The sequence below is a fragment of the Amycolatopsis sp. Hca4 genome (genome assembly GCF_013364075.1).
Classification (GTDB): domain Bacteria; phylum Actinomycetota; class Actinomycetes; order Mycobacteriales; family Pseudonocardiaceae; genus Amycolatopsis.
Genome location: NZ_CP054925.1, coordinates 3,384,162 through 3,406,012 on the forward strand (window position 1 = coordinate 3,384,162; position 21,851 = coordinate 3,406,012).

The following is a 21,851-nucleotide window of genomic DNA, read 5'->3' on the forward strand; positions in this document are numbered from 1 at the left end:
GGTGGCGTCGCGTCCTGTGGACAACCGGGGTGTTGTGGATGGTTTCCCGGAGCCGGGCTAGCTCGGGACCGTCCGCTGGACGACCACGCCCAGCACGCCGGGACCCGTGTGCGCCCCGATCACCGCCCCCAGCTCGGACACCACGCAGCCCGCCGAGCGCGGCACGGCCTCCTCCAGCCGGTTCGCGAGCTCGACCGCCCGCTCCGGCGAGGCGAGGTGGTGGACCGCGAGCTCGACGTCGTCCTCGGCCGCCGCCTGGGCCGCCAGCTCCACCAGGCGGGCGATCGCCCGGTTCATCGTGCGGACCTTCTCCAGCGGCAGGATGCGGCCGTCGGACATGTGCAGCACCGGCTTCACCGCCAGCGCCGTGCCCAGCAGCGCCGCCGCCGGGCCGATCCGGCCGCCGCGGCGCAGGTGCTCCAGGGTCTCGACCACGAACAACGTCGACGAGCAGCCCGCCGCCGTCACCGCCGCGGCCTCGACCTCGGCCGCCGAAGCCCCGGCGGCAGCCGCCGAAGCGGCGTGCAGCGCCGCGAACCCGAGCCCCATCGCGGTGGTCCGCGAATCGACGACGCGGACCCGCTCCGGGCCCACCTCCTGCGCCGCGAGCACCGCCGCTTCCCAGGTTCCCGACAGCTCACGCGACAGGTGCACCGACACGACGGCGTCCGCGCCCTCGGCGAAGGCCGCCTGGTATTCCTTCACGAACTCGGTCGGAGTCGGCCGCGAGGTCGTCACGATCTTCCGCTGCTTCATCGCCTCCGCGACCGCCGCGGGCCCGGTTTCGACGCCGTCGAGGGAGACCACACCGTCGACCAGGACGTGCAGGGGCACCACCCGGACCGCGTGCCGTTCGGCGAAGCCCTCCGGCAGGTGGGCGGTGGAATCCGTGACTACGGCGACCGACACGCCGTCAGCCTACGTGGCCGGGGGCCGCCACCGGCGCCAGCAACGCGGACATCGCCTCGCCCACCGCGGCGTGCCCCGCCCAGCCCCAGTGCATGCCGTCCGGATTGCCCGCCCCGCTGAGCACGTGCTCGCCCACGACGGCTTCCAGGTCCAGCAACGGCACTCCGGCCCGCGCGCTCCACGCGGTCATCGCCGCCGCCGCGGCCGGGCGCGCAGTGTGCACGCCGCCGTAGGCCGCCGCGCGGTGGACCGACGGCAGCCAGCCGAAGATCGGCAGCCCCGGCCGCAGCACGCGCAGGGCGCCCACGGCGGTGTCGAGGTACTGCACGGTGAGCTTCGCCGGCAGCACCGCGGGCCGCCCGCGCAGTGCCACCGCCAGCCGCGGTTGCGCCGCGAGGTAGGCCTTGCGCACGACGCGGCGCACCGGGTCGGGCCGCAGGTAGCGCAGGCCGGTGCGCAGGTACGTCGGCAGCGGCGAGGGCAGCGTGTCCATGCTGCCGATCGCGAACACGACCGCGTCGACGTGGTGCAGGTCGGCCCAGACCCGCGGGTCGCCGGTCAGCGACCACCAGGCGTCCCGTGCGTTCCAGCCGATGCCCGCGACCAGGTCCGCGGTGCCGCCCAGCGCGGCAGCGGCGACGTTCGGCCACAGCCGCGGTTCGTCCGCAGCGCAGGGCCCTTCCGGACCGTGAAAGCTCAGCGAATCGCCGAACACCAGCAGGCGCGGCCCCATCGGCTAGCCGTGCATCCCCGCGTTGTAGGCGTGCAGCCGCCACTTCCCGTCGCGGCGGCCCAGTTCGACCCAGTGGCAGTTCGAGATGCCGCCCAACGACGGCCAGGTCGCGACCGGCAGGGCCAGCAGCCGCGCGGTCAGCGCGATGATCAGCCCGCCGTGCGCGGCCAGCAGCACGGTGTCGCCCACCGCGGAATTGGCCTGCTGCAGGTCGGTGACGACCTCGACCGCGCGCTCGGCGACGTCGACCCGGCTCTCGCCGCCCGGCGGGGCCCAGGTCGCGTCCGTGCGCCAGTGGTCGCGTTCGCCGGGGTAGGCCTGGTCGACCTCCTCGCCGGTGAGCCCCTGCCATTCGCCGAGGTGCGTCTCGCGCAGCCGCTTGTCGATCCGCAGCGGGACGCCGATGGCGTCGGTGAGCACGGTGGCGGTGTCGGTGGCCCGGCGCAGGTCGGAGGCGATGACGAGGTCCGGGGAGAAGCGGGCCAGCGCGGGCACCGCGAACCGGGCCTGGTTCCAGCCGCGCGGGGTCAGCGCCGAGTCGAGGTGACCCTGCATCCGCCCGGCGGCGTTGTAGTCCGTCTCACCGTGCCGCCAGAGCACCAGCCGCCGCGGGCTCACGGGACGTCCGGGTCCTCGTCGGCGGGTGGCTCCTCGAGGCCGGCCACCTCGATGCGCGGGCAGTCCTTCCACAGCCGCTCGAGGCCGTAGAAGGTGCGCTCTTCGACGTGCTGGACGTGCACGACCACGTCGACGTAGTCGAGCAGGACCCAGCGCCCTTCGCGGGCGCCTTCGCGCCGGACCGGCTTGTGCCCGCTCTCGCGCAGTTTCTCCTCGACGTTGTCGACGATCGCGCCCACCAGGCGCTCGTTGGACGCGGAGGCGATGACGAAGGCGTCGGTGATGACGAGCTGTTCGGACACGTCCAGCACGACGACGTCGCTGGCCTTCTTGTCCGCCGCCGCGTGGGCGGCCGCTACGGCCAGCTCTCGAGCCTCGGACGTGGCTGCCACGGTGCTCCTTTTCCAGATCGGGTTCGCCCGAGAAGGGTACCCGCAGGCACCGGCAGGGGTTCAGTCGCTCTTCCGGTAAAGGTCCTTTTTGGCGATGTAGCGGACGACGCCGTCGGGCACGAGGTACCAGACCGGCTCGCCGCGTTCGACCCGGTCACGGCAGCCCGTGGAGGAAATCGCCATCGCGGTGACCTCGACCAGGCTCACCTTGCCGCTCGGCAGGTGGTGGGAGTTGAGCCGGTAACCGGGCCGGGTGACGCCGATGAAGTGCGCGAAGTCGAACAGCTCCTCGGCCTTGTGCCAGGTCAGGATCTGTTCGAGCGCGTCGGCGCCGGTGATGAAGAACAGCTCGTCTTCGGGGTACTCGGCGTGCAGGTCACGCAGGGTGTCGACGGTGTAGGTCGGGCCGCCGCGGTCGATGTCGACGCGGCTGACGGAGAAGACCGGGTTGGACGCGGTCGCGATCACCGTCATCAGGTAGCGGTCCTCGGCCTTCGTCACCTCGCGGGCCGTCTTCTGCCACGGCTGCCCGGTGGGGACGAAGATCACTTCGTCGAGCCCGAACCGGGACTGGACCTCACTGGCCGCGACGAGGTGGCCGTGGTGCACGGGGTCGAAGGTGCCGCCCATGACCCCGATCCGCCGTGGTGACATGACCGGAGAGCCTATACAGCGGAGGGCCGGGATTCGGGGTGCTGTGCGCCACCTCGCCCGACCGGGAAATCTACCGGTCAGTACGCGTGATTCAGGTCACATTACGGCCCGTATGCGTCCGGAACCCTCCGTTCGCGGCGCCGCTGATTCCCGGTCTGTCGGTGTCATGGGGTAGACGTGGGGACGTGGACACGACCAGCACCACCTCAGCACTCCGCGACCGCGCCGAGACCCTCCTCCGGGCACTGGCCGGCGACGCGGCGAAGCTGCGCGAAGACCAATGGACGGCCATCGAGGCCTTGGTCGCGCAGAGGCGCCGCGCGCTGGTCGTGCAGCGCACCGGGTGGGGCAAGTCGGCGGTGTACTTCCTGGCCACGGCGCTGCTGCGCGAGCAGGGCAGCGGGCCGACGGTCATCGTCTCGCCCCTGCTCGCCCTGATGCGCAACCAGATCTCGGCGGCGGCGCGGGCCGGGATCCACGCGGCGACGATGAACTCGGCGAACCCGCAGGAGTGGGACCAGGTCCAGGCGGCGGTCGCGGCGGGCGAGGTGGACGTCCTGCTCGTCAGCCCCGAGCGGCTCAACAACCCGGACTTCCGCGACAACGTGCTGCCGAAGCTGACCGCGAGCACCGGGCTGCTGGTGGTCGACGAGGCACACTGCATTTCGGACTGGGGCCACGACTTCCGGCCGGACTACCGGCGGCTGCGCACGCTGCTGGGCGATCTCCCGGAAGGCGTGCCGGTGCTGGCGACGACGGCGACGGCGAACGACCGCGTGGTCACCGACGTCGCCGAGCAGCTGGGCCTCGGCACCGGCGGGGACACGCTGGTGCTGCGCGGCAGCCTCGACCGCGAAAGCCTGCGGCTGTCGGTGTGCCGGCTGCCGACGTCGCAGGCGCGGCTGGCCTGGCTCGCGGAGCACCTGGCCGAGCTGCCGGGCTCGGGGATCATCTACTGCCTGACCGTGGCGGCGGCGCATGACGTCGCTTCGCTGCTGAAGGACCGCGGATACCCGGTGGCGGCCTACACCGGCAAGACCGACCCGGCCGACCGGCAGGCGGCCGAGGACGACCTGCTCGGCAACCGGGTCAAGGCCCTGGTCGCGACGTCCGCGCTGGGCATGGGGTTCGACAAGCCGGACCTCGGGTTCGTCGTGCACCTCGGCGCGCCGTCGTCGCCGATCGCCTACTACCAGCAGGTCGGCCGTGCGGGGCGTGGTGTGGAGCGCGCCGAGGTCGTGCTGCTGCCCGGTGAGGAGGACAAGGCGATCTGGGCGTACTTCGGGTCGCTGGCCTTCCCGGACGAGCTCCGGGTGACCCAGGTGCTGAACACCCTTTCCTACGCCGACCGTCCGCTTTCGACGGCCGCGCTGGAGCCGTCGGTCGAGCTTTCCCGGTCGCGGCTGGAGATGGTGCTCAAGGTCCTGGACGTCGACGGCGCGGTCCGGCGGGTGAAGGGCGGTTGGACGAGCACGGGTGAGGAGTGGCAGTACGACCGCGGGCGGTACAAGCGGGTGGCGGAGGCGCGCGATCGCGAGCAGGAGGCGATGCTCGGTTACCTCGCCACCGGCGGCTGCCGGATGGAGTACCTGCGGCGCCAGCTCGACGATCCCGAGGCGGCGCCGTGCGGCCGGTGCGACAACTGCACCGGGCAGCACTGGGACACGTCGGTGGCCGACGACGTCGCCGAGGCGACCCGCGAACGGCTGCAGCGGCCCGGCGTCGAGGTCGCGCCGCGGAAGCAGTGGCCCACCGGGATGTCCTCTTTGGACGTTCCGGTGTCCGGGCGGATCTCGGCCGACGACCAGGCCGAGCCGGGCCAGGTGCTCGGGCGGCTCACCGACGTCGGGTGGGGCAACCGGCTGCGGGAGCTCGTCGGTCCGCAGGCGGCGGACGCCGAGGTGCCGGACTCGGTGTTCAAGGCGTGCGTGCAGGTGCTCGCCGGGTGGCAGTGGGCGCAACGGCCGGTCGCGGTGGTCGCCGTCCCGTCGGAGACGCGCCCGCAGCTCGTGTACAGCCTGGCGACGCGGCTGGCCGAGGTCGGCCGGCTGGACTTCCTCGGGGCGCTCGACGCCGAGGGGCCGCCCCCGCGTCAGGCGAACAGCGCCCAACGGCTGGCGGACCTGTGGCGACGGCTGAGCATGCCGGCCGACCTCGCGGACGTGCTGCCGTCCGGGCCGGTGCTGCTGGTGGACGACGTGATCGACACGGGCTGGACGATGACGCTGGCCGCGCGGCTGCTGCGGCGGGCCGGGGCGCCCGCGGTCCTGCCGTTCGCGCTGGCCAGCACGGCCTGAGGAAGGAGGAGCACGAGCAAACCGAACAGTCAGGATCTTTCGCACTGCGAAGGAATGTGGCAAAGTCCCGTTCCACCTTCGGGTGACGTGGAGGCCGCCATGACCGAATCCGCCGTCCAGGTGTCGCAGCGCCACCGGCTGCCGGTGCGCAAGCTGTTCGCGGCGAGCGCCGGCAACGCGCTGGAGTGGTTCGACTGGACGATCTACGCGACGTTCAGCATCTACTTCGCCAGTGCGTTCTTCCCCGCCGGGAACGACACACTCGCCCTGATCAACACGTTCGCCACCTACGCGCTCGCGTTCTTCTTCCGCCCGCTGGGCGGGGTGCTGCTCGGGCGCTTCGCGGACACGCGCGGGCGGAAGCCGGCCATGATCCTCACCATCCTGCTCATGGCGGGCGGGTCGGTGGCGATCGGGCTGCTGCCGACGTTCGCGCAGGTCGGGTGGCTTGCGCCGATCCTGCTGCTGCTCGCGCGCGTCGCGCAGGGGCTGTCGCTCGGCGGGGAGGTGTCGAACGCGTCGGCCTACCTGGGCGAGATCGCGCCGCCGGAGCGGCGTGGCCGGTACTCGGCGTTCTTCTACATCTCGACCGGGTCCGCCGTGCTGGTCGCGACCGTGCTCGGGTTCGTGCTGGCCCGGACGCTGGACAAGGCGCAGCTCGCGTCGTGGGGCTGGCGGCTGCCGTTCCTGCTGGGCGGGGTCTTCGGCCTGGTCGGCCTGTGGCTGCGGCGGAGCATCGCCGAGACCGAGCTGTTCGAGCAGACGAAGGCGAAGGCGCGCAAGCTCGAACGGCCGCTGCTGACGACGCTGACGCACCACCCCAAGGCCGTCGGCAGGCTCGTCGGCTTCACGATGCTCTCGACCCTCTGCTACTACACGTTCTTCAGCGCGCTGACGTCGTTCGCGGTGAAGAACCGGCACGCGGACGCGGACGCCGTCTTCCTCGCGTTGTCGGTCGGCACGGCGTTGTTCATCGCGCTGCAGTACCCGATGGGCGCGCTCGCCGACCGGCTCGGGCGGAAGCCGCAGCTGCTGGTCTGGTCCGGGGTGACCGCGGTGGTCGTCGTGCCACTGTCCACTTTGATCGGTCCGGGCTTCGGCGGGCTGCTCGTGGTGTTCTGCGTCGGGCTCGGGCTGTACACGGCCATGACGTCGATCGCGCCGGCCATCATGAGCGAGCTGTTCCCCACCGAACTGCGCGCGCTGGGCATCGGAGCCTGGTACAACCTGACCGTCGCGATCTTCGGCGGCACCGCTCCCCTGCTCATCACCCTGTTCGGCGCGGTCTCGCAGACGCTCTACTTCTGGTACGTCGCCGTGGGCGCCGCGATCGCGTTCGCGGTGATCCTCACGCTGCCGGAAACGAAGGGCAGCGAGCTGCGGTAAACCCTTCGTCGTCGGCCGGTCACGCTCGCTACGCTGCGGGCTTCCCGCGACCGAGCCGAAGGAGGGACACCGTGCAGCAGACCGCCGACGTCACCGAGGAGCTGGCGCGCCGCGTGGTGACCGCCGCCGGCCGGGCGCTGGACGTCGAACTGACGCCGGAACAGGCGCTCGTCCAGGCGTCCCCGCGCGAGGGCGTCGACTACCAGGCCAACCTCGCGATGAGCCTGGGCAAGCAGCTCGGCCGCCCGCCGCGCGAGGTCGCCGGGCTGATCGCCGGGGCGCTGGAGCTGGACGGGATCGCCGATCCGCCGGAAGTGGCCGGGCCGGGTTTCCTGAACTTCGTGCTGCGCACGGAATGGCTGCAGGCGCGCACCGCCGCACTGCTCGGCGATCCGCGTCTCGGCGTGCCGGAAACCCCCGTGCCCCGCCGGATCGCGCTCGACTACAGCAGCCCGAACGTCGCCAAGGAAATGCACGTCGGGCACCTGCGCTCGTCCGTGATCGGCGACGCCCTCGCCCGGCTGCTGCGGTTCGCCGGCCACGAAGTCCTGCCGCACAACCACCTCGGCGACTGGGGCACGCCGTTCGGCATGCTCATCGAGCACCTCCTCGACGTCTCCGCCGGGCAACGCACGATCGCCGACCTCGACGCCTTCTACCGCGAAGCACGCCGGAAGTTCGACAGCGACGAAGCGTTCGCGACGCGGGCGCGCACGCGCGTCGTCAAGCTGCAGAGCGGCGACGAAGAGACCCTCGCCGTCTGGCAGGAGCTCGTCGACGAGTCGACCCGGCACTTCGACGAGGTCTACGACCTGCTCGGGATTTCCCTGACGACCGAGGACATCTACGGGGAGAGCTTCTACAACCCGTACCTCGCCGCGGTCGTCGACGACCTCGAAGCCGCCGGACTGACCGAGGTCAGTGACGGCGCGATCTGCGTGTTCCCCGAAGGGTTCCGCAACCGCGAAGGCGACCGGCTGCCGCTGATCGTCCGCAAGCGCGACGGCGGCTACGGGTACGCGGCCACGGACCTGGCGACCGTCCGGTACTGGACGGCCGAGCGCGGCGCCACGGACCTGCTCTACGTTGTCGGAGCGCCGCAGGCGCAGCACTTCGCGATGCTGTTCGCCGCCTGCCGCGCGGCGGGCTGGCTGACCGGGCACGCGGAGCACATCGGCTTCGGCACCGTGCTGGGCGCGGACGGCAAGGCCATGCGGACCCGGGCCGGCGAGACCGTCAAACTGGCCGACCTGCTCACCGAAGCCGTGACGCAGGCCGCGGCGGTCGTCGCCGAACGCAGTGAGCTCGACGCGGCGGGGCAGGCGGAAGTCGCGCGGGCGGTGGGCATCGGCGCCGTCAAGTACGCCGACCTGTCCGGTGATCGCGAACGCGACTACGTCTTCGCGTGGGACCGGATGCTGGCCAAGGAGGGCAACACGTCGGTGTACCTGCAGTACGCGCACGCGCGGACGCAGTCGATCCTCCAGAAGGCGGGCGGAGTGCCCGGCGGCGCGGAGATCCTGTTGGAAGCGCCGGCGGAACGGGCGTTGGCCTTGAGGCTGCTCAGGTTGGGCGAAGCGGTGAAGGCTGCGACAGCCGCGTACGCGCCGCACAAGCTGTGCACTTACCTGTACGAGACGGCCGTCGCGTTTTCCCGGTTCTACGACGATTGTCCGGTCCTGAAGGCCGCGACGGAGGAGCTGCGCGCGTCACGGCTGAGGTTGACTACGCTGACGTCGAACACGCTTGCGCTCGGGCTTTCGCTGCTCGGGATCGAAGCGCCCGACCAGCTCTAGCGGGAGACCACTGTGGAACTGCCCGGCGACCTGCTCACTCTGCTGCGCGCGCCCAGCTTGTGCTTCCTGTCGACGCTGATGCCGGACGGCTCGCCGCAGCTCACCCAGACCTGGGTGGACACCGACGGCACGCACATCCTCGTCAACACCGTGCTGGGCCACCAGAAGCAGCGCAACATCGCGCGTGACCCGCGGGTGGCGCTCAACGTCGCCGACCGCGAGCGGCCGTCGCGCTACTACGCGATCCGCGGGCGGGTCATCGACACGACCGAGGACGGCGCCGTCGAGCACATCGAGGCGCTGGCGCAGCGCTACCTCGGCGGCCCGTACCCGTGGTGGGGCGGGCGCGACCAGACGCGGTTGCTGCTCACGATCAAAGCGGACCGGATCGCGTCGTGATCCTCGACGCGTTACCGGAGGTCGAGTCGGTCGAGGCGCCCTGACCCGCCAGTAGCGCCACCAGCTCGCCGGCCAGGCCGCGGCCGATCGGCTCCCGCGTCGCGAGGAGCCGGTACCAGAGCGTGCCGAAGACGACGTCGATGACCGTGCCGGGAGCGACACCGGCCGGCAGTTCGCCGCGCTCGCGGGCGCGGTCCACGATCGTGCCCAGCGCTTCGCGGCGGCGGTACAGGAAGTCCTCGCGGAAGCGGTGGCCGAACTCCGGGTCGATCTGCGCCTGCGCCATCAGCGCCCGCAGCGTGTCCGCGACCTGGTTCTTCTCCCCCAGCTCGAACGTGCTGTCCAGGAAGTGCCCGAGGTCGGCGCGGAACGAGCCCGCGTCGGGGATCGGGATCTGCAGGTCCGCCTTCGTCGCGAGCGCGTCGAGGAGGACGTCGGCCTTCGACGGCCACCAGCGGTAGATCGTCTGCTTGCCGACGCTCGAACGCGCCGCGATGCCCTCGATCGTCAATGCGCCGTAGCCGGCCTCCGCGACCAGGTCGAGCGTCGCGGCGAGGATCGCCAGCCGGCTGTGCTCGCTGCGCTTGCGGCCGGGGCGGGACTGGTCGGTCATGGGATCCGATGGTAGCGTCGAATTCGAAACGAGACGTACCGGTTCGAAATGGGGACAAGACATGAGCATCGCTCTCGTGGCCGGCGGCACCTCGGGCATCGGCCTGGCGACCGCGCGGCGGCTGCAGCAGCGGGGATACGACGTCCACGTCACCGGGCGCGACAAGGCGCGCCTCGACGACGTCGCTTCGAGCGATCCGGAACTGACGGGGCACCGGGCCGACGGCGGCGACGCCGAGGCGATGGCCGCGCTGGCCGGAACGCTGGGGACGGTCGACGTGCTGGTGGTGAGCCTGTCCGGCGCCGAGGGGATGGGGCCGATCGACGCGCTGGACCTCGCGGTGCTGCGGCGGGCGTTCGACGCGAAGTTCTGGGCGCACCTGACCACGATCCAGGCGGTGCTGCCGCACCTGGCTGCGGACGGGTCGATCACGCTGCTCAGCGCGATCACGGCCCGGGCGGCGATGGCAGGCACCGCGGGCATCGGCGCCGTCAATGCGGCCGTCGAAGCGCTGGTCAAGCCGCTGGCGGTGGAGCTGGCGCCGCGGCGGGTCAACGCGGTGTCGCCGGGCGTGGTCGACACGGCGTGGTGGAGCGGCTTCCCGGACGAGGTGCGCGAAGGGTTCTTCGCGCAGGCGGCGGCTTCGCTCCCGTCCCGCCGCGTGGCGACGGCGGACGACGTGGCGGAGGTGGTGACGCTCGCGGCGACCAACCGGAACCTGACCGGAACGGTCCTGGAAGCCGACGGCGGCGCTCGCCTGGTCTCGCTGGGCTGAGTACGGCGGCGCTCTCGGCCGGAGCGCCGGCCACAGGCGGGTATCACCCGTGATCCCCGGCGGATCTCGCGTGATTGAAGCCGGATCTCGCGTGATCAGAGGCGGATCTCGCGTGATCAGAAGGGCATCACACGTGATTGAAGGGGCATCACGCGTGAGGGGAGGGTCGACACGGGGGTCAGCGGCGGAGGGGGACCAGGTCGTCGGCGTGGACGACCTCTCTCCGCTGCTCCTCCGGGAGCTCGGGGGTCGAGCGGCCGATCAGGTCCGGGAGCTCGGTGGCGTCGAACGCCACCACTCCGCGGGCCACCGGACGGTCCTTGGCGTCCACCAGGTCGACCACGTCGCCCGCCTGGAATTCGCCGTCCACGCCGGTGATCCCGGCCGCCAGCAGGGACCGGCGGCGGCGGACCACCGCCGTCACCGCGCCGTCGTCGAGGCGGAGCTTGCCCGTCGTGTCCGCCGCGTAGCCCAGCCAGAACCTGCGGGCCGACAGGCGGGTGTCCGCCGGGGCGAACGCCGTTCCGGGGGACGCCGACGTCAACGCCGCCGAAGCCTCCGATGCCGCCGCCAGCAGCACCGGGATGCCCGCTCCGGCCGCCGTGCGGGCCGCCGCGAGCTTCGAGACCATACCGCCCGTTCCCAGGCCCGAGCTGGACATGCCGACCGATATTCCGTCCACATCGGACTCCGAGAGGACCTCGGTCAGCTTGCGGGTGGCGCCGCCGCGGGGGTCACCGTCGTACAGGCCGTCCACATCGGACAGCAGGACCAGCGCGTCGGCGCCGATCAGGTGGGCGACCAGGGCGGCCAGGCGGTCGTTGTCGCCGAAGCGGATCTCCTCGGTCGCCACCGTGTCGTTCTCGTTGACCACCGGGACCGCGCCCAGCGCGAGCAGCCGCGAGAACGTTCGCTGCGCGTTGCGGTAGTGCGACCGGCGGACGACGTCGTCGGACGTCAGCAGCACCTGCCCGACCGTCAGCGAGTACCGGCCGAACGACTCGGCGTACGCGTGCGCCAGCGCCAGCTGCCCGACGCTCGCCGCCGCCTGCTGCGTGGCCAGGTCACGCGGGCGCTTGCCCAGCGAGAGCGGGGCCAGGCCGGCCCCGATCGCGCCCGAGGACACCAGGACGATCTGGGTTTCCCGGGCGACGCGCTCGGCGATCGCGTCGACCAGCGCGTCCAGCCGGGCCGCGTCGAGCCCGCTGCCCGCCGTGGTCAAGGCCGACGAACCGACCTTGACCACCAGCCGGCGGGCCGACGCGATCGCTTCGCGGGTGCCGCTCACGCGTCGAAGTCCAGCTCGTCGTCGTCCTCGCCGGTGCCGTCGCGGCGGATCCGGCGGGCTTCCTTGCGCTCGGCCGCGCCGACCCGGTCGGTGCGCTCCAGCCGCACGTCGGTGCCGCGCCCGGACAGGTGGACCGCCACCGAAGGCGTCGACGGCTCCCACTCGAACTGGACGTCGCCGATCGTGACCGGGCTGCCCGGCCGCGCGCCGAGCTTCGCCAGCTCGTCCTCGACGCCGAGGCGGTTGAGCCGGTCGGCGAGGTAGCCGACGGCCTCGTCGTTGCCGAAGTCGGTCTGGCGGATCCACCGCTCCGGGCGCGCGCCGCGGATGATGAACGCGCCCTCCTCCTCCGGGTCGACCTCGACGGTGAAGCCGGAGTCGTCGACGGCCAGCGGCCGCAGGACGATCTTCTCCGGCTCCAGCACCGGCTGCGCCTCGCGGTACTTGTCGACGATCGCGGCCAGCGCGAACGTCAGCTCGCGCAGACCCTTGCGCGAGGCCGTCGAAACCTCGAACACCTGCAGGCCGCGGGCCTCGAAGTCGGGGCGGACGAACTCGGCGAGCTCGGCCGCCTCCGGGACGTCGATCTTGTTGAGGACGACCACGCGCGGACGTTCTTCGAGCTTCCCGCCCAGGCTGGGCGTGTACTTGGCGAGCTCCTCCTCCAGCGCGTCCACATCGGACACCGGATCGCGGCCCGGCTCCAGCGTGGCGCAGTCGACGACGTGCACCAGCACCGCGCAGCGCTCGATGTGACGGAGGAAGTCCAGGCCGAGGCCCTTGCCCTCGGACGCGCCGGGGATCAGGCCGGGCACGTCGGCCATCGTGAACACCGTGTCGCCGCCGGTGATGACGCCGAGGTTCGGCACCAGCGTGGTGAACGGGTAGTCGGCGATCTTCGGCTTGGCCGCGGACAGCACCGAGATCAGCGACGACTTGCCGGCCGAGGGGAAGCCGAGCAGGCCGACGTCGGCGACCGAGCGCAGCTCCAGGGTCAGGCTGCGGGCCTCGCCCGGCTCGCCCAGCAGCGCGAACCCGGGGGCCTTGCGGGCCTTCGACGCGAGCGCGGCGTTGCCGAGGCCGCCGCGGCCGCCCTGGGCGGCGACGAACGTGGTGCCCGGGCCGATCAGGTCGGCGACCATCTCGCCGTCCTCGGTGAACACGACGGTGCCGGACGGCACCTTCATCACCAGCGTCTCCCCCGCCGCACCGGCCCGGTTGCTGCCCTGGCCCATCTTGCCGTTGCCGGCCTTGGCGTGCGGGCGGAAGTGGAAGTCCAGCAGCGTGTGCACGTTCGGGTCGACGACCAGCAGGACGTCACCGCCGTTGCCGCCGTTGCCGCCGTCGGGGCCACCGAGGGGCTTGAACTTCTCGCGGTGCACCGAGGCACAGCCGTTGCCCCCGTCACCGGCGGTCAGGTGGATGACCGCGCGGTCCACGAACCGGGACGCCATGACTCTGCCTCACTTCACTAGCCGAAAAGGGTATGCACAAAACAAACGAGGGGTGGCACCGGATATTCCGGCCCCACCCCTCGTCAGAGGTCTAGATCGAAGCCAGGACTCAGGCTTCGACCGGCACGATGTTGACCGTCTTGCGGCCACGCTTCTCGCCGAACTTGACCGCACCGGCGGCCAGGGCGAACAGCGTGTCGTCGCCGCCACGGCCGACGTTCACGCCGGGGTGGAACTTGGTGCCGCGCTGGCGGATCAGGATCTCGCCCGCGTTGACTTCCTGGCCGCCGAAGCGCTTGACGCCGAGGCGCTGCGCGTTCGAGTCACGACCGTTGCGGGAGCTGGACGCACCCTTCTTGTGAGCCATAGCTCAGTCCTCTTTCTGCAAAACGAAGATCCGGAGAAACCCTTACAGGGAGATGGCGGTGACCTCGACGCGGGTCAGCTTCTGCCGGTGACCCTGGCGCTTGTGGTAGCCCGTCTTGTTCTTGAACTTGTGGATCCGGATCTTCGGACCCTTGGTCTGCTCGACGACCTTGCCGGTGACCGAGACCTTCGCCAGCGCGTCGGCGTCCGTGGTGACCTCGCCACCGTCGACGTACAAAACGGCGGGGAGGATGTGCTCGGTGCCCGGCTCGCCCTCGAGCTTCTCGACCTCGACGACGTCGCCGACGGCCACCTTGTACTGCTTGCCGCCGGTCTTGACGATCGCGTACGCCGACACGGAAGTCTCCTGCATTACTCGACAATGGGTGGGGGCTCCGCGCGATCGGCCCACCTGATGGAACGGCGGTCCTGGACTCGCGCAGGCGACCTGCTCTGGTGGCAGGCCGTACTACAGGTTACGTGGGGTGCCCCGGTGCGTTACCACCGGGGTCCCCCTAGTCGTTCACTGGCTCTGGTCGGAGGCGTGCACCGGCGGGCCCGCGGGCCGCGACGCCGCCCGGCGCGGACGGCGCCGGGTGGAGCGCACCGCCGGTTCGGGCACCGTGACGTCGACGACCGGCTCCACGGCGTCGGTCACCGGCTCCTCGGCCGGTTCCGGCGCCGGGGAGACCTCGACCTCGGGTTCCTCGTCCTGCGGGACCGGGGTCTCGTCGGCCTCGGTGGTCACCGGGGTGCCGGCGACCTCCTGGGCGGGCTCGGCGGGCGGCTCGGCCGTCACCGGCGTCTCGTCCGCCTCCGTGGTCGCCGGGACGTCCGCGACCTCCCTGGCCGGCTCCGGAGCGGGCCCGTTGCCGTTCAGCGCGCCGTGGTCGTGCTCCTTGGCGGCCTTCGAGGCGTTCGCCATCGCCGCCACCGCCGAAGCGATCGACTCGCGCTTCTCGGGCGGCGGGACCGCGTGCACCTCGGTCTTGGCGGCTTCGACCGGCTCCTTGGCGGCCTCCTCGGCCTTGCCACGGCCCCGCGACCGGCGGGAGCTCTTCTCCCCGCCGCCGCCGTTGCCGCCACCACCGTTGCCGTTGCCGCCCTGGTTGTGGCCGCCGTGGTTGTGACCACCGCCACCACCGCCACCGGCGATGCGCTGCGGCTCGGTCGAGACGATCACGCCCCGGCCCTTGCAGTGCTCGCACGGCGTCGAGAACGCCTCCAGCAGGCCGGTGCCGATCTTCTTGCGGGTCATCTGGACCAGGCCGAGCGAGGTGACCTCGGCGACCTGGTGGCGCGTGCGGTCCCGGCCGAGGCACTCGGTGAGCCGGCGCAGCACCAGCTCGCGGTTGGACTCGAGCACCATGTCGATGAAGTCGATGACGATGATGCCGCCGATGTCCCGCAGCCGGAGCTGGCGGACGATCTCCTCCGCCGACTCCAGGTTGTTGCGGGTCACCGTCTCCTCGAGGTTGCCACCCGATCCGGTGAACTTGCCGGTGTTGACGTCGATCACCGTCATCGCCTCGGTGCGGTCGATGACCAGGTAACCGCCGCTCGGCAGCCAGACCTTCCGGTCGAGCGCCTTGGTGATCTGCTCGTCGATCCGGTGGTCGGCGAAGGCGCTGCCGGTGCCGGTGTAGCGCTTGAGGCGCTCGGTGAGCTCCGGGGCGACGTGGCTGACGTAGCCGTTGATCGTCTCCCAGGACCGCTCGCCCTGGATCTCCAGCTTGGTGAAGTCCTCGGTGAAGAGGTCGCGCACGACCTTGACCAGCAGGTCGGGCTCTTCGTAGAGCATGGTCGGCGCGCCGCCCTTCTTGGCGGAACCCGCGGCGGCCTTCTCCTTGATGACGTCCCACTGCGCCTTCAGGCGGTCGACGTCCCGGCCCAGCTCCTCCTCGCCGATGCCCTCGGAGGCGGTGCGGATGATCACACCCGCGTCCTCCGGGACGATCCGCTTGAGGATGTCCTTCAGGCGGCGGCGCTCGTTCTCCGGCAGCTTGCGGGAGATGCCGGTGGCGCCGCCCGCGGGGACGTACACCAGGAAGCGGCCGGGCAGCGAGATCTGCGTGGTCAGCCGGGCGCCCTTGTGCCCGACCGGGTCCTTCGTGACCTGGACCAGCACGGAGTCGCCGGTGGACAGCGCCTGCTCGATCTTGCGGGCCTTGCCCTCCAGGCCGGCGGCGTCCCAGTCGACCTCGCCGGCGTACAGCACGGCGTTGCGGCCGCGGCCGATGTCGATGAACGCGGCCTCCATGCTCGGCAGCACGTTCTGGACGCGGCCGAGGTAGACGTTGCCGACGATCGAGCCGGAGCCCGACTGCGTCACGAAGTGCTCGACCAGCACGCCGTCCTCGAGCACCGCGATCTGCGTGGAGTCGCCGTGCTCGGCGACGACCATCGTGCGCTCGACCGACTCGCGCCGGGCCAGGAACTCGGCCTCGGACAGGATCGGGGCGCGGCGGCGGCCCGCCTCGCGGCCGTCACGGCGGCGCTGGCGCTTGGCCTCCAGCCGGGTCGACCCGCGGACGCTGCGCACCTCGTCGCGCGCCGGGCGCTCGGGCTGCTCGGCCTTCGCCTGGCGGACGTGCGTGACGGTGTTGGGCGGGTCGTCGGTGGCCTCGGCGTCCTCGCCGTCCGAGCCCTTGCGGCGACGGCGGCGACGGCGACGGCGGCTGCCGCCTTCGCCCTCGTCGGCGTCGCTCTCGGCGTCCGCAGAAGACTCAGCGGTCTCCTCGACCTCTTCGGTGTCCGCTTCGGGCTTTTCGTCGCCGTTGCGGCCCTTGCGGCGCGGCTGCTCCTCGGCCTGGTCGTCCTCGGTTTCGGCGGTGTCTTCGCCGCCCTCGGCGCCCTTGCCGCGGCCCCGGCCGCGACGGCCACGGCGGCGGCGACGGCGGCTGCCGGCGTCGTCGCCGTCCTCGTCGGCACCGGCGTCGGCGCCCGGCGTGGTGTCTTCGACCTCTTCTTCGGCGGCGGCCTCGGGCTCGGGCCGCGACGGCGGCTCCGCGAACGGGTCGGCCGGCTTGCGGGCCGGCTTGACGGCGACCTCGGCCGGCTCCGGCGGCAGGAAGACCGGCGAGGGCGCGGCGAACACCGGCAGGTGCGCGCGGGTCTTCTGCCGCGGCCGCGGCTTCTCGGCCTCGGCGACCGGCACCTCGGGCACCGACGGGCGGGTCTCGGCGGGCTGCTCGGCCGGGGTGTTCCCGGTCTCACCGGCGGGCTCGGCCGGCGCGAAGGCCTCGGCCACCTTGAGCGCCACGTCCCTGGTCACGCTCGACTGCGCGCTGCGCACGCTTTCGCCCAGCTCGGCGAGCTTGGCGAGGACGTCCCGGCTGTGCGACTCCAGCAGCTTGGCCAGCGCGTGCACCCGGATCCGGGCGGGCAGGTCGGCCAGCGGGCCGCCCGTGGGTGTGGCGGGATTCCCGCCGGTGTGCTCGGCGGGTGTTTCCGCGTTCGACATGTGTCTCCTCCGCCCCCGGGCGCGTCTGCCGGTTCGCACCGGCAGGGACGCGGCCGCGCAGGGGCCCCTTTCTGTTCGTTCCGCCGTGGTGGTCACCAGCGGCGGGAATCCTTGCCCGACAACCGGACGTCGCACCGGCTCTCCGGTGACGCGCAACCCGGTCAAAGGTCTGCTCGGCGGCGTGCGTGCGTGAGGCATTCGCGGCCCCCGACCGCCCGCCACGTCGTCCAGCCGCCCGGTTCACGGGCGGCGACGCGCGCCGCGGGAGTTCACGCACATCACCGGGCCACAACGCCGCAGGCAGCACCTCTCACGTGCGCCCCGCGGCCCAGCGGCCACCCCGAGTATCCCACACCGGGTGACCACTCCGGTGTACTCGGTACCTCCCGCAGGCACCCGGGCGTGCCGTGGCGCTCTCACTCGCCCCACCGCCGGGGGAACTTCGCCGCAGCGCTTGTCCGCGGAGCACCGGGTGGCTACGGTGCGGCTCGGGGTGCCCGGGTTCTCGCGCGCCGGCACCCGCGGTTCCTGCATCCGGTGGGAGGTCCGGTGTCCCTGCTGGCGCGGCCCCTGCGGGCGGCCGTGTGCACCGTCCTGGTGCTTTCGGGATGCGTCACCGCCGGCCCGGCGGCGGCCGACCCCGGCTGCGCCCACGGCCGGGCCCTGCGGTACGTCGTCACCTTCGACCGCGGCACGACCGAAGCCGCCGCCCGTGCGGAAATCGGCGGTGCCTGCGGCGCCACCACCGTCTACTACCCGCAGATCGCCGTCGCGGTCGCCACCTCCGGCGACCCGGATTTCGGTACCCGGATCGGGCCGGACCGGGCGTTCAGCGCGCAGGCCGAGCGGCTGGCCGCGCAGCGCGCCGCCGAGGTCAAGCCGCAGCCCGCGCGGGCCGCGCTGCCCGCCACCGATCCCGCGCGGGTGCCGGCCACGGACCTGAGCGGGCAGCAGTGGGACATGCGGATGATCGGGGCCCCGGCCGGCCCGGACACCTCGCCCGGCCGCCGTGACGTCGTGGTCGGCGTGCTGGACTCCGGGATCGACCCGGACCACCCGGACCTGGCCGGCGCCCTGGACCGCGACGACTCCGCCGGCTGCCTGACGGGTGCACCCGACCGGTCGCCCTCGGCGTGGGCCCCGACGACGTCGGTGCACGGGACGCACGTGGCCGGGATCATCGCGGCGGCCGGCGACGGGCACGGCGTGGCGGGTGTGGCCCCCGGGGTGCAAGTGGCGTCGGTGAAGGTGATCGACGACCGGGGTTACGCCGATCCCGAGGCCGCGGTGTGCGGGCTGATGTGGGCGGCCGCCCGGCACATGCGGGTGACCAACAGCAGCTTCTTCGTCAACCCGTGGTCGCTGTCGTGCATCCGCGGCCACGACCGCGGAGTGGTGCACGAGGTGCTGGCTCGCGCGGTCGAGTACAGCACGTCGGCGGGGACGTTGAACGTGGCGGCGGCGACGAACGAGGCGGTGGACCTGACGCCGTCGGCGCGCTCGGGGGCGCGGGGGGCGAGCAGCGGGTGCGAAGCCCTGCCGGCCGGGCTGCGGGACGTCGTCGCGGTGTCGGCCGTCGGCGCGGACGGGGTGAAGGCGGGGTACAGCTCGTACGGGCTGGGCGTGATCGACGTCACCGCGCCGGGCGGCGAGACGGGCGAATGCGTGCTGTCGACGGTGCCGGGCGGGTACGCACCGCTGTGCGGGACGTCGATGGCCGCGCCGCACGTCACCGGGGTGCTGGCGCTGCTGGCGTCGGCGGCCCCGGAGGCCCGGCCGCGGCAGCTGCGGCGGACGCTCGAGGCCCAGGCGACGCCGATGCCGTGCCCGGCCGACTACGACCTGACCGGGGACGGGTTGCAGGACGCGTACTGCGCGGGGTACGAGGGGTACAACGGGTTCTACGGGCACGGCATGGTGCACGTCCCGCCGTCGGGGGTGCCGTCCGGACGGCCCGACCCGGCCCGCTGACCAGCCGCGGCTGGTGCGGGAAGCCGGATCTCGCGTGCTTGCAGCCGGATCTCGCGTGATCGGAGGCGGATCTCGCGTGATCGGGCGCGTCACACGCGTGACTGGCGGGGCATCTCGCGTGATTGGCGGGGCATCAGGTCAGGAGGAGCTTGGCGATCCGGCGGGTTGATGCCCACAGGCCCAGCGCGCCCAGGACCAGCAGGTACGCCAGGTTGATCAGCATGCCGCCCGAGAGCAGGCCGGTGGCCAGGCCGCGCATCAGCTCGATCGCGTGGTAGAGCGGGAGGCAGCGGACCACCCACTGCAGGGGTTCCGGGTACACCGACAGCGGGTAGAACGTCGTCGCGAAGAGGAACATCGGGGTCAGGCCGAGCTGGATGTAGTCGAACTGGGCCGTCGAGCGCAGGAACGTCACCAGTGCCATGCCGATGGCCGAGAACGCCAGGCCGACCAGCAGCGCCGCCGGGACCATCAGCAGCGCCCACCACGAGGCCAGCAGCCCCATCGCCGCCGCGATCGCGAGGAACGCGACCGCGTAGATGCCGCCGCGGGTGATCGCCCAGCCGATCTCGCCCAGAGCCACGTCGAGCGGGCCGATCGGGGTGGCCAGCATCGCGTCGTAGAGCTTGGCGTAGCGCAGCTTGAAGAACAGGTTGTACGTGGATTCGAACACCGCGCCGTTCATCGCCGACGTCGCCAGCAGGGCCGGCGCGACGAAGGCGACGTAGCTCATCGGCTGCCCGTCCGGGCCCGCGACCTCGGTGACGAGCTTGCCGAAGCCCAGCTGGAAGGCCAGCAGGTAGAGGAACGGCTCGACCGCGCCGGACAGGAAGATCAGCCAGCTGCCGCGGTAGACCATCACCGAGCGTTCGACGATCATGCGGGCGCGGCCCGCGTACAGCCCGGGCGGCAGGATGCGCAGGAACAACCCGGCGCGGGTTTCGACGGTCGTCACGTCAGACCACCAGCCTCCGGTAGAAGGCCCGGTGCGCGAGCACCCACCCGGCCGCGAACAGGGCCGCCAGCACGGCGAAGTGACCGAGCATCGCCCAGCCGCCGACGCCGCCGATGCTCACGCCGCGGGCCAGCTGCGAGCCGTGCCACAGCGGCGAGAGCCAGGCCAGCCAGCGGATCGCGCCCGGCAGCTGGGAGATCGGGAAGAACGTGCCGGAGAACAACGTCATCGGCATCACCACGAACCGGAAGATCAGCCCGAAGCGCTGGCCTTCGTCGAAGGTGTGCGCGGCGAGCGCGCTCATCGGCGTGGTGCAGGCGAGGCCGGTGACGGTGCCGGCCAGGATCACCAGCAGCACACCCGGACCGGTCCACGCGCCGAAGAACAGCGCGACGAGGGCGTAGATCGCGCCCGCCAGCGTCAGCCGCAGGGCCGACCAGATCAGGTGGCCGCCGAAGACCTGGCCCGGCGAGACGGGCGTGGCGGTGACGGCGAGGTACTCCTTCTGCCACTTGAACCCGGAGAGCACGGGGTAGCTCGACTCGCCGACGGCCTGCTGCGCGGCCCCGGCGGCCAGCAGCGCGGGCGCGATGTACTGCAGGTAGGACAGGCCGCCGGTGACCGCGCCGGGCCGCACCTGCGAGCCGAACCCGAGCCCCATGGCGGCGAGGAAGAGCACCGGCTGCAGCCCGGTCGAGTACAAAGTGGACACCCAGTGCCTGCGGTACCAGGTCCAGCGGCCCTCGACCAGCAGCCAGGCGCCGGTCCACTTGCCGACCACCCGGCCGGTCGAGATCGTCGCCATCAGTCCACCAGCGTCCGGCCGGTGAGCCGGAGGAACACGTCCTCCAGCGAGCTGCGGCGGACCAGGCTCGACACCGGCCGCACGCCACGGGAGTGGGCCCGCTCCAGCGTGTCCTCGCCGTCGTCGCTGTACAGCAGGAGCCGGTCCGGGAGCACCTCGACGCGCTCGACCAGGCCCTCGGCCTGCTGGGCCGCCGCGACCTGCTCCCCGGGGGAGAACCGCAGCTCGACCACCTCGCGCGTCGAGTACCGCCGGATCAGCTCCGCCGGCGAGCCCTCCGCCGCGATGCGGCCGTGGTCCATCACCACCAGCCTGTCGCACAGCTGCTCGGCCTCGTCCATGTAGTGCGTGGTGACGATCAGCGTCGTGCCCTGGGCCTTGAGCCGGAACAGCCTGTCCCACAGCAGGTGGCGGGCCTGCGGGTCGAGGCCCGTCGTCGGCTCGTCGAGCAGCAGCAGCTCCGGGTCGTTGACCAGCGAGCGGGCGATCGTCAGCCGCCGCTTCATGCCGCCGGAGAGCGGGTCCACCTTGTCGTCGGCCCGGTCGCTCAGCTGCGCGAACTCCAGCAGCTCCGCGGCCTTCCGCCGGGCCGCCGCGCGCGACAGGCCGAAGTAGCGGCCGTAGATCAGCAGGTTCTCCCGGACGGTCAGCTCGACGTCCAGGTTGTCCTGCTGCGGCACCACGCCGAGCCGCGCGCGGATCCGCGGGCCGGCGATCTCCGGGTCGAGCCCCAGCACGCGGAGGTCGCCGTCGGTGCGGGGTGACACGCACGCGATCATCCGCATCGTCGACGACTTGCCCGCACCGTTCGGGCCGAGGAAGCCGAACGCCTCCCCGCGCCGCACCTCGACGTCGATCCCGCGCACCGCCTCGAACTCGCCGAAGCGCTTCACCAGTGCCTTGGCCTGCACCAGTGCCGGTTCCCGGTCCTCCGTATCGTCCACGCTTCGCACCATAGGACCCCCCACCGACAAAAA

At 72.3% G+C, this 21,851-nt stretch carries 20 protein-coding genes; 6 read left to right on the top strand and 14 right to left on the bottom strand.

Features of this window, described 5'->3' with window-relative positions; all coding sequences use genetic code 11:
- Positions 1-57: 57 nt before the first annotated feature.
- From HUT10_RS14955 to nadD, 5 genes are read right to left on the bottom strand one after another with little or no spacing between them, the layout of a single operon-like run.
- Positions 58-909, bottom strand: coding sequence for a DegV family protein (locus tag HUT10_RS14955; RefSeq protein WP_176171768.1), 852 nt, complete (start codon positions 907-909; stop codon positions 58-60).
- A 4-nt stretch (positions 910-913) separates the two neighbouring features.
- A complete protein-coding gene (gene octT / locus HUT10_RS14960; protein ID WP_176171769.1) occupies positions 914-1,642 on the bottom strand; it encodes a diglucosylglycerate octanoyltransferase in 729 nt (242 codons plus the stop codon).
- Positions 1,643-1,645: 3 nt separating this feature from the next.
- The gene (locus HUT10_RS14965; RefSeq protein ID WP_176171770.1) at positions 1,646-2,260 is read right to left on the bottom strand and encodes a histidine phosphatase family protein; all 615 of its coding nucleotides are present in this window, start codon (positions 2,258-2,260) and stop codon (positions 1,646-1,648) included.
- Positions 2,257-2,652 (bottom strand): ribosome silencing factor, encoded by a 396-nt coding sequence (gene rsfS, locus HUT10_RS14970; RefSeq protein ID WP_003067112.1) that lies wholly within the window; start codon positions 2,650-2,652, stop codon positions 2,257-2,259. The genes HUT10_RS14965 and rsfS overlap by 4 nt, the downstream gene beginning before the upstream one ends.
- A 60-nt stretch (positions 2,653-2,712) precedes the next feature.
- Positions 2,713-3,306: a nicotinate-nucleotide adenylyltransferase gene (gene nadD / locus HUT10_RS14975; RefSeq protein ID WP_176171771.1), complete on the bottom strand. Its 594-nt coding sequence runs from the start codon at positions 3,304-3,306 to the stop codon at positions 2,713-2,715.
- 185 nt (positions 3,307-3,491) lie between these two features.
- Between nadD and HUT10_RS14980 the strand changes: the two genes are divergently transcribed.
- The 4 genes from HUT10_RS14980 (at position 3,492) to HUT10_RS14995 (ending at position 9,184) form a co-directional block, all read left to right on the top strand.
- Complete coding sequence (locus HUT10_RS14980; protein WP_176171772.1) at positions 3,492-5,603, top strand: RecQ family ATP-dependent DNA helicase; 2,112 nt, start codon at positions 3,492-3,494, stop codon at positions 5,601-5,603.
- A 99-nt stretch (positions 5,604-5,702) separates the two neighbouring features.
- The gene (locus HUT10_RS14985) at positions 5,703-6,989 is read left to right on the top strand and encodes an MFS transporter (protein WP_176171773.1); all 1,287 of its coding nucleotides are present in this window, start codon (positions 5,703-5,705) and stop codon (positions 6,987-6,989) included.
- Between the two features lie 71 nt (positions 6,990-7,060).
- Positions 7,061-8,785, top strand: coding sequence for an arginine--tRNA ligase (argS, locus tag HUT10_RS14990; RefSeq protein ID WP_176171774.1), 1,725 nt, complete (start codon positions 7,061-7,063; stop codon positions 8,783-8,785).
- 12 nt (positions 8,786-8,797) lie between these two features.
- Entirely contained in the window at positions 8,798-9,184 is a 387-nt protein-coding gene (locus HUT10_RS14995; RefSeq protein ID WP_176171775.1) for a PPOX class F420-dependent oxidoreductase, read from the top strand.
- On the opposite strand, the gene HUT10_RS15000 is transcribed toward HUT10_RS14995, so the two are convergent.
- Positions 9,159-9,797, bottom strand: a complete 639-nt coding sequence (locus HUT10_RS15000; protein ID WP_176171776.1) for a TetR/AcrR family transcriptional regulator — start codon at positions 9,795-9,797, stop codon at positions 9,159-9,161. The genes HUT10_RS14995 and HUT10_RS15000 overlap by 26 nt on opposite strands.
- Before the next feature lie 61 nt (positions 9,798-9,858).
- Here HUT10_RS15000 and HUT10_RS15005 point away from each other — a divergent pair, with 61 nt between their 5' ends.
- Positions 9,859-10,572, top strand: coding sequence for an SDR family oxidoreductase (locus tag HUT10_RS15005; RefSeq protein ID WP_176171777.1), 714 nt, complete (start codon positions 9,859-9,861; stop codon positions 10,570-10,572).
- A 178-nt stretch (positions 10,573-10,750) separates the two neighbouring features.
- Here the strand turns inward: HUT10_RS15005 and proB are convergent, their stop codons facing one another.
- The 5 genes from proB to HUT10_RS15030 all read right to left on the bottom strand — a co-directional run bounded on the left by proB (position 10,751) and on the right by HUT10_RS15030 (position 17,143).
- Positions 10,751-11,860, bottom strand: a complete 1,110-nt coding sequence (proB, locus tag HUT10_RS15010) for a glutamate 5-kinase (protein ID WP_176171778.1) — start codon at positions 11,858-11,860, stop codon at positions 10,751-10,753.
- Positions 11,857-13,314 (bottom strand): GTPase ObgE, encoded by a 1,458-nt coding sequence (gene obgE, locus HUT10_RS15015; protein WP_176171779.1) that lies wholly within the window; start codon positions 13,312-13,314, stop codon positions 11,857-11,859. Before obgE ends, proB begins: the two co-directional genes overlap by 4 nt.
- Positions 13,315-13,423: 109 nt before the next feature.
- Positions 13,424-13,681, bottom strand: a complete 258-nt coding sequence (rpmA, locus tag HUT10_RS15020; protein WP_176171780.1) for a 50S ribosomal protein L27 — start codon at positions 13,679-13,681, stop codon at positions 13,424-13,426.
- Positions 13,682-13,723: 42 nt separating this feature from the next.
- Positions 13,724-14,038, bottom strand: a complete 315-nt coding sequence (gene rplU, locus HUT10_RS15025) for a 50S ribosomal protein L21 (RefSeq protein ID WP_086678418.1) — start codon at positions 14,036-14,038, stop codon at positions 13,724-13,726.
- Positions 14,039-14,203: 165 nt separating this feature from the next.
- Positions 14,204-17,143, bottom strand: coding sequence for a translation initiation factor IF-2 N-terminal domain-containing protein (locus HUT10_RS15030; protein ID WP_176171781.1), 2,940 nt, complete (start codon positions 17,141-17,143; stop codon positions 14,204-14,206).
- Positions 17,144-17,692: 549 nt separating this feature from the next.
- On the opposite strand from HUT10_RS15030, the gene HUT10_RS15035 reads away from it, so the two are divergent.
- Positions 17,693-19,114: a S8 family serine peptidase gene (locus HUT10_RS15035; protein ID WP_176171782.1), complete on the top strand. Its 1,422-nt coding sequence runs from the start codon at positions 17,693-17,695 to the stop codon at positions 19,112-19,114.
- A 133-nt stretch (positions 19,115-19,247) separates the two neighbouring features.
- Here HUT10_RS15035 and HUT10_RS15040 read toward each other — a convergent pair whose 3' ends face one another.
- From HUT10_RS15040 to HUT10_RS15050, 3 genes are read right to left on the bottom strand one after another with little or no spacing between them, the layout of a single operon-like run.
- A complete protein-coding gene (locus HUT10_RS15040; protein WP_176171783.1) occupies positions 19,248-20,069 on the bottom strand; it encodes an ABC transporter permease in 822 nt (273 codons plus the stop codon).
- A gap of 1 nt (position 20,070) precedes the next feature.
- Positions 20,071-20,874 (bottom strand): ABC transporter permease, encoded by an 804-nt coding sequence (locus tag HUT10_RS15045; protein ID WP_176171784.1) that lies wholly within the window; start codon positions 20,872-20,874, stop codon positions 20,071-20,073.
- On the bottom strand, positions 20,874-21,830 hold the full coding sequence (locus HUT10_RS15050; RefSeq protein WP_176171785.1) for an ABC transporter ATP-binding protein: 957 nt from the start codon (positions 21,828-21,830) through the stop codon (positions 20,874-20,876). Before HUT10_RS15050 ends, HUT10_RS15045 begins: the two co-directional genes overlap by 1 nt.
- Between the last annotated feature and the right edge of the window lie 21 nt (positions 21,831-21,851).

Coding starts and splice junctions, on each gene's coding strand:
- octT (WP_176171769.1), bottom strand. CDS start 1,642: ATGGGGCCGCGCCTGCTGGTGTTCGGCGATTCGCTGAGCTTTCACGGT.
- nadD (WP_176171771.1), bottom strand. CDS start 3,306: ATGTCACCACGGCGGATCGGGGTCATGGGCGGCACCTTCGACCCCGTG.
- HUT10_RS14985 (WP_176171773.1), top strand. CDS start 5,703: ATGACCGAATCCGCCGTCCAGGTGTCGCAGCGCCACCGGCTGCCGGTG.
- HUT10_RS15000 (WP_176171776.1), bottom strand. CDS start 9,797: ATGACCGACCAGTCCCGCCCCGGCCGCAAGCGCAGCGAGCACAGCCGG.
- HUT10_RS15005 (WP_176171777.1), top strand. CDS start 9,859: ATGAGCATCGCTCTCGTGGCCGGCGGCACCTCGGGCATCGGCCTGGCG.
- obgE (WP_176171779.1), bottom strand. CDS start 13,314: ATGGCGTCCCGGTTCGTGGACCGCGCGGTCATCCACCTGACCGCCGGT.
- rpmA (WP_176171780.1), bottom strand. CDS start 13,681: ATGGCTCACAAGAAGGGTGCGTCCAGCTCCCGCAACGGTCGTGACTCG.
- HUT10_RS15030 (WP_176171781.1), bottom strand. CDS start 17,143: ATGTCGAACGCGGAAACACCCGCCGAGCACACCGGCGGGAATCCCGCC.
- HUT10_RS15045 (WP_176171784.1), bottom strand. CDS start 20,874: ATGGCGACGATCTCGACCGGCCGGGTGGTCGGCAAGTGGACCGGCGCC.
- HUT10_RS15050 (WP_176171785.1), bottom strand. CDS start 21,830: ATGGTGCGAAGCGTGGACGATACGGAGGACCGGGAACCGGCACTGGTG.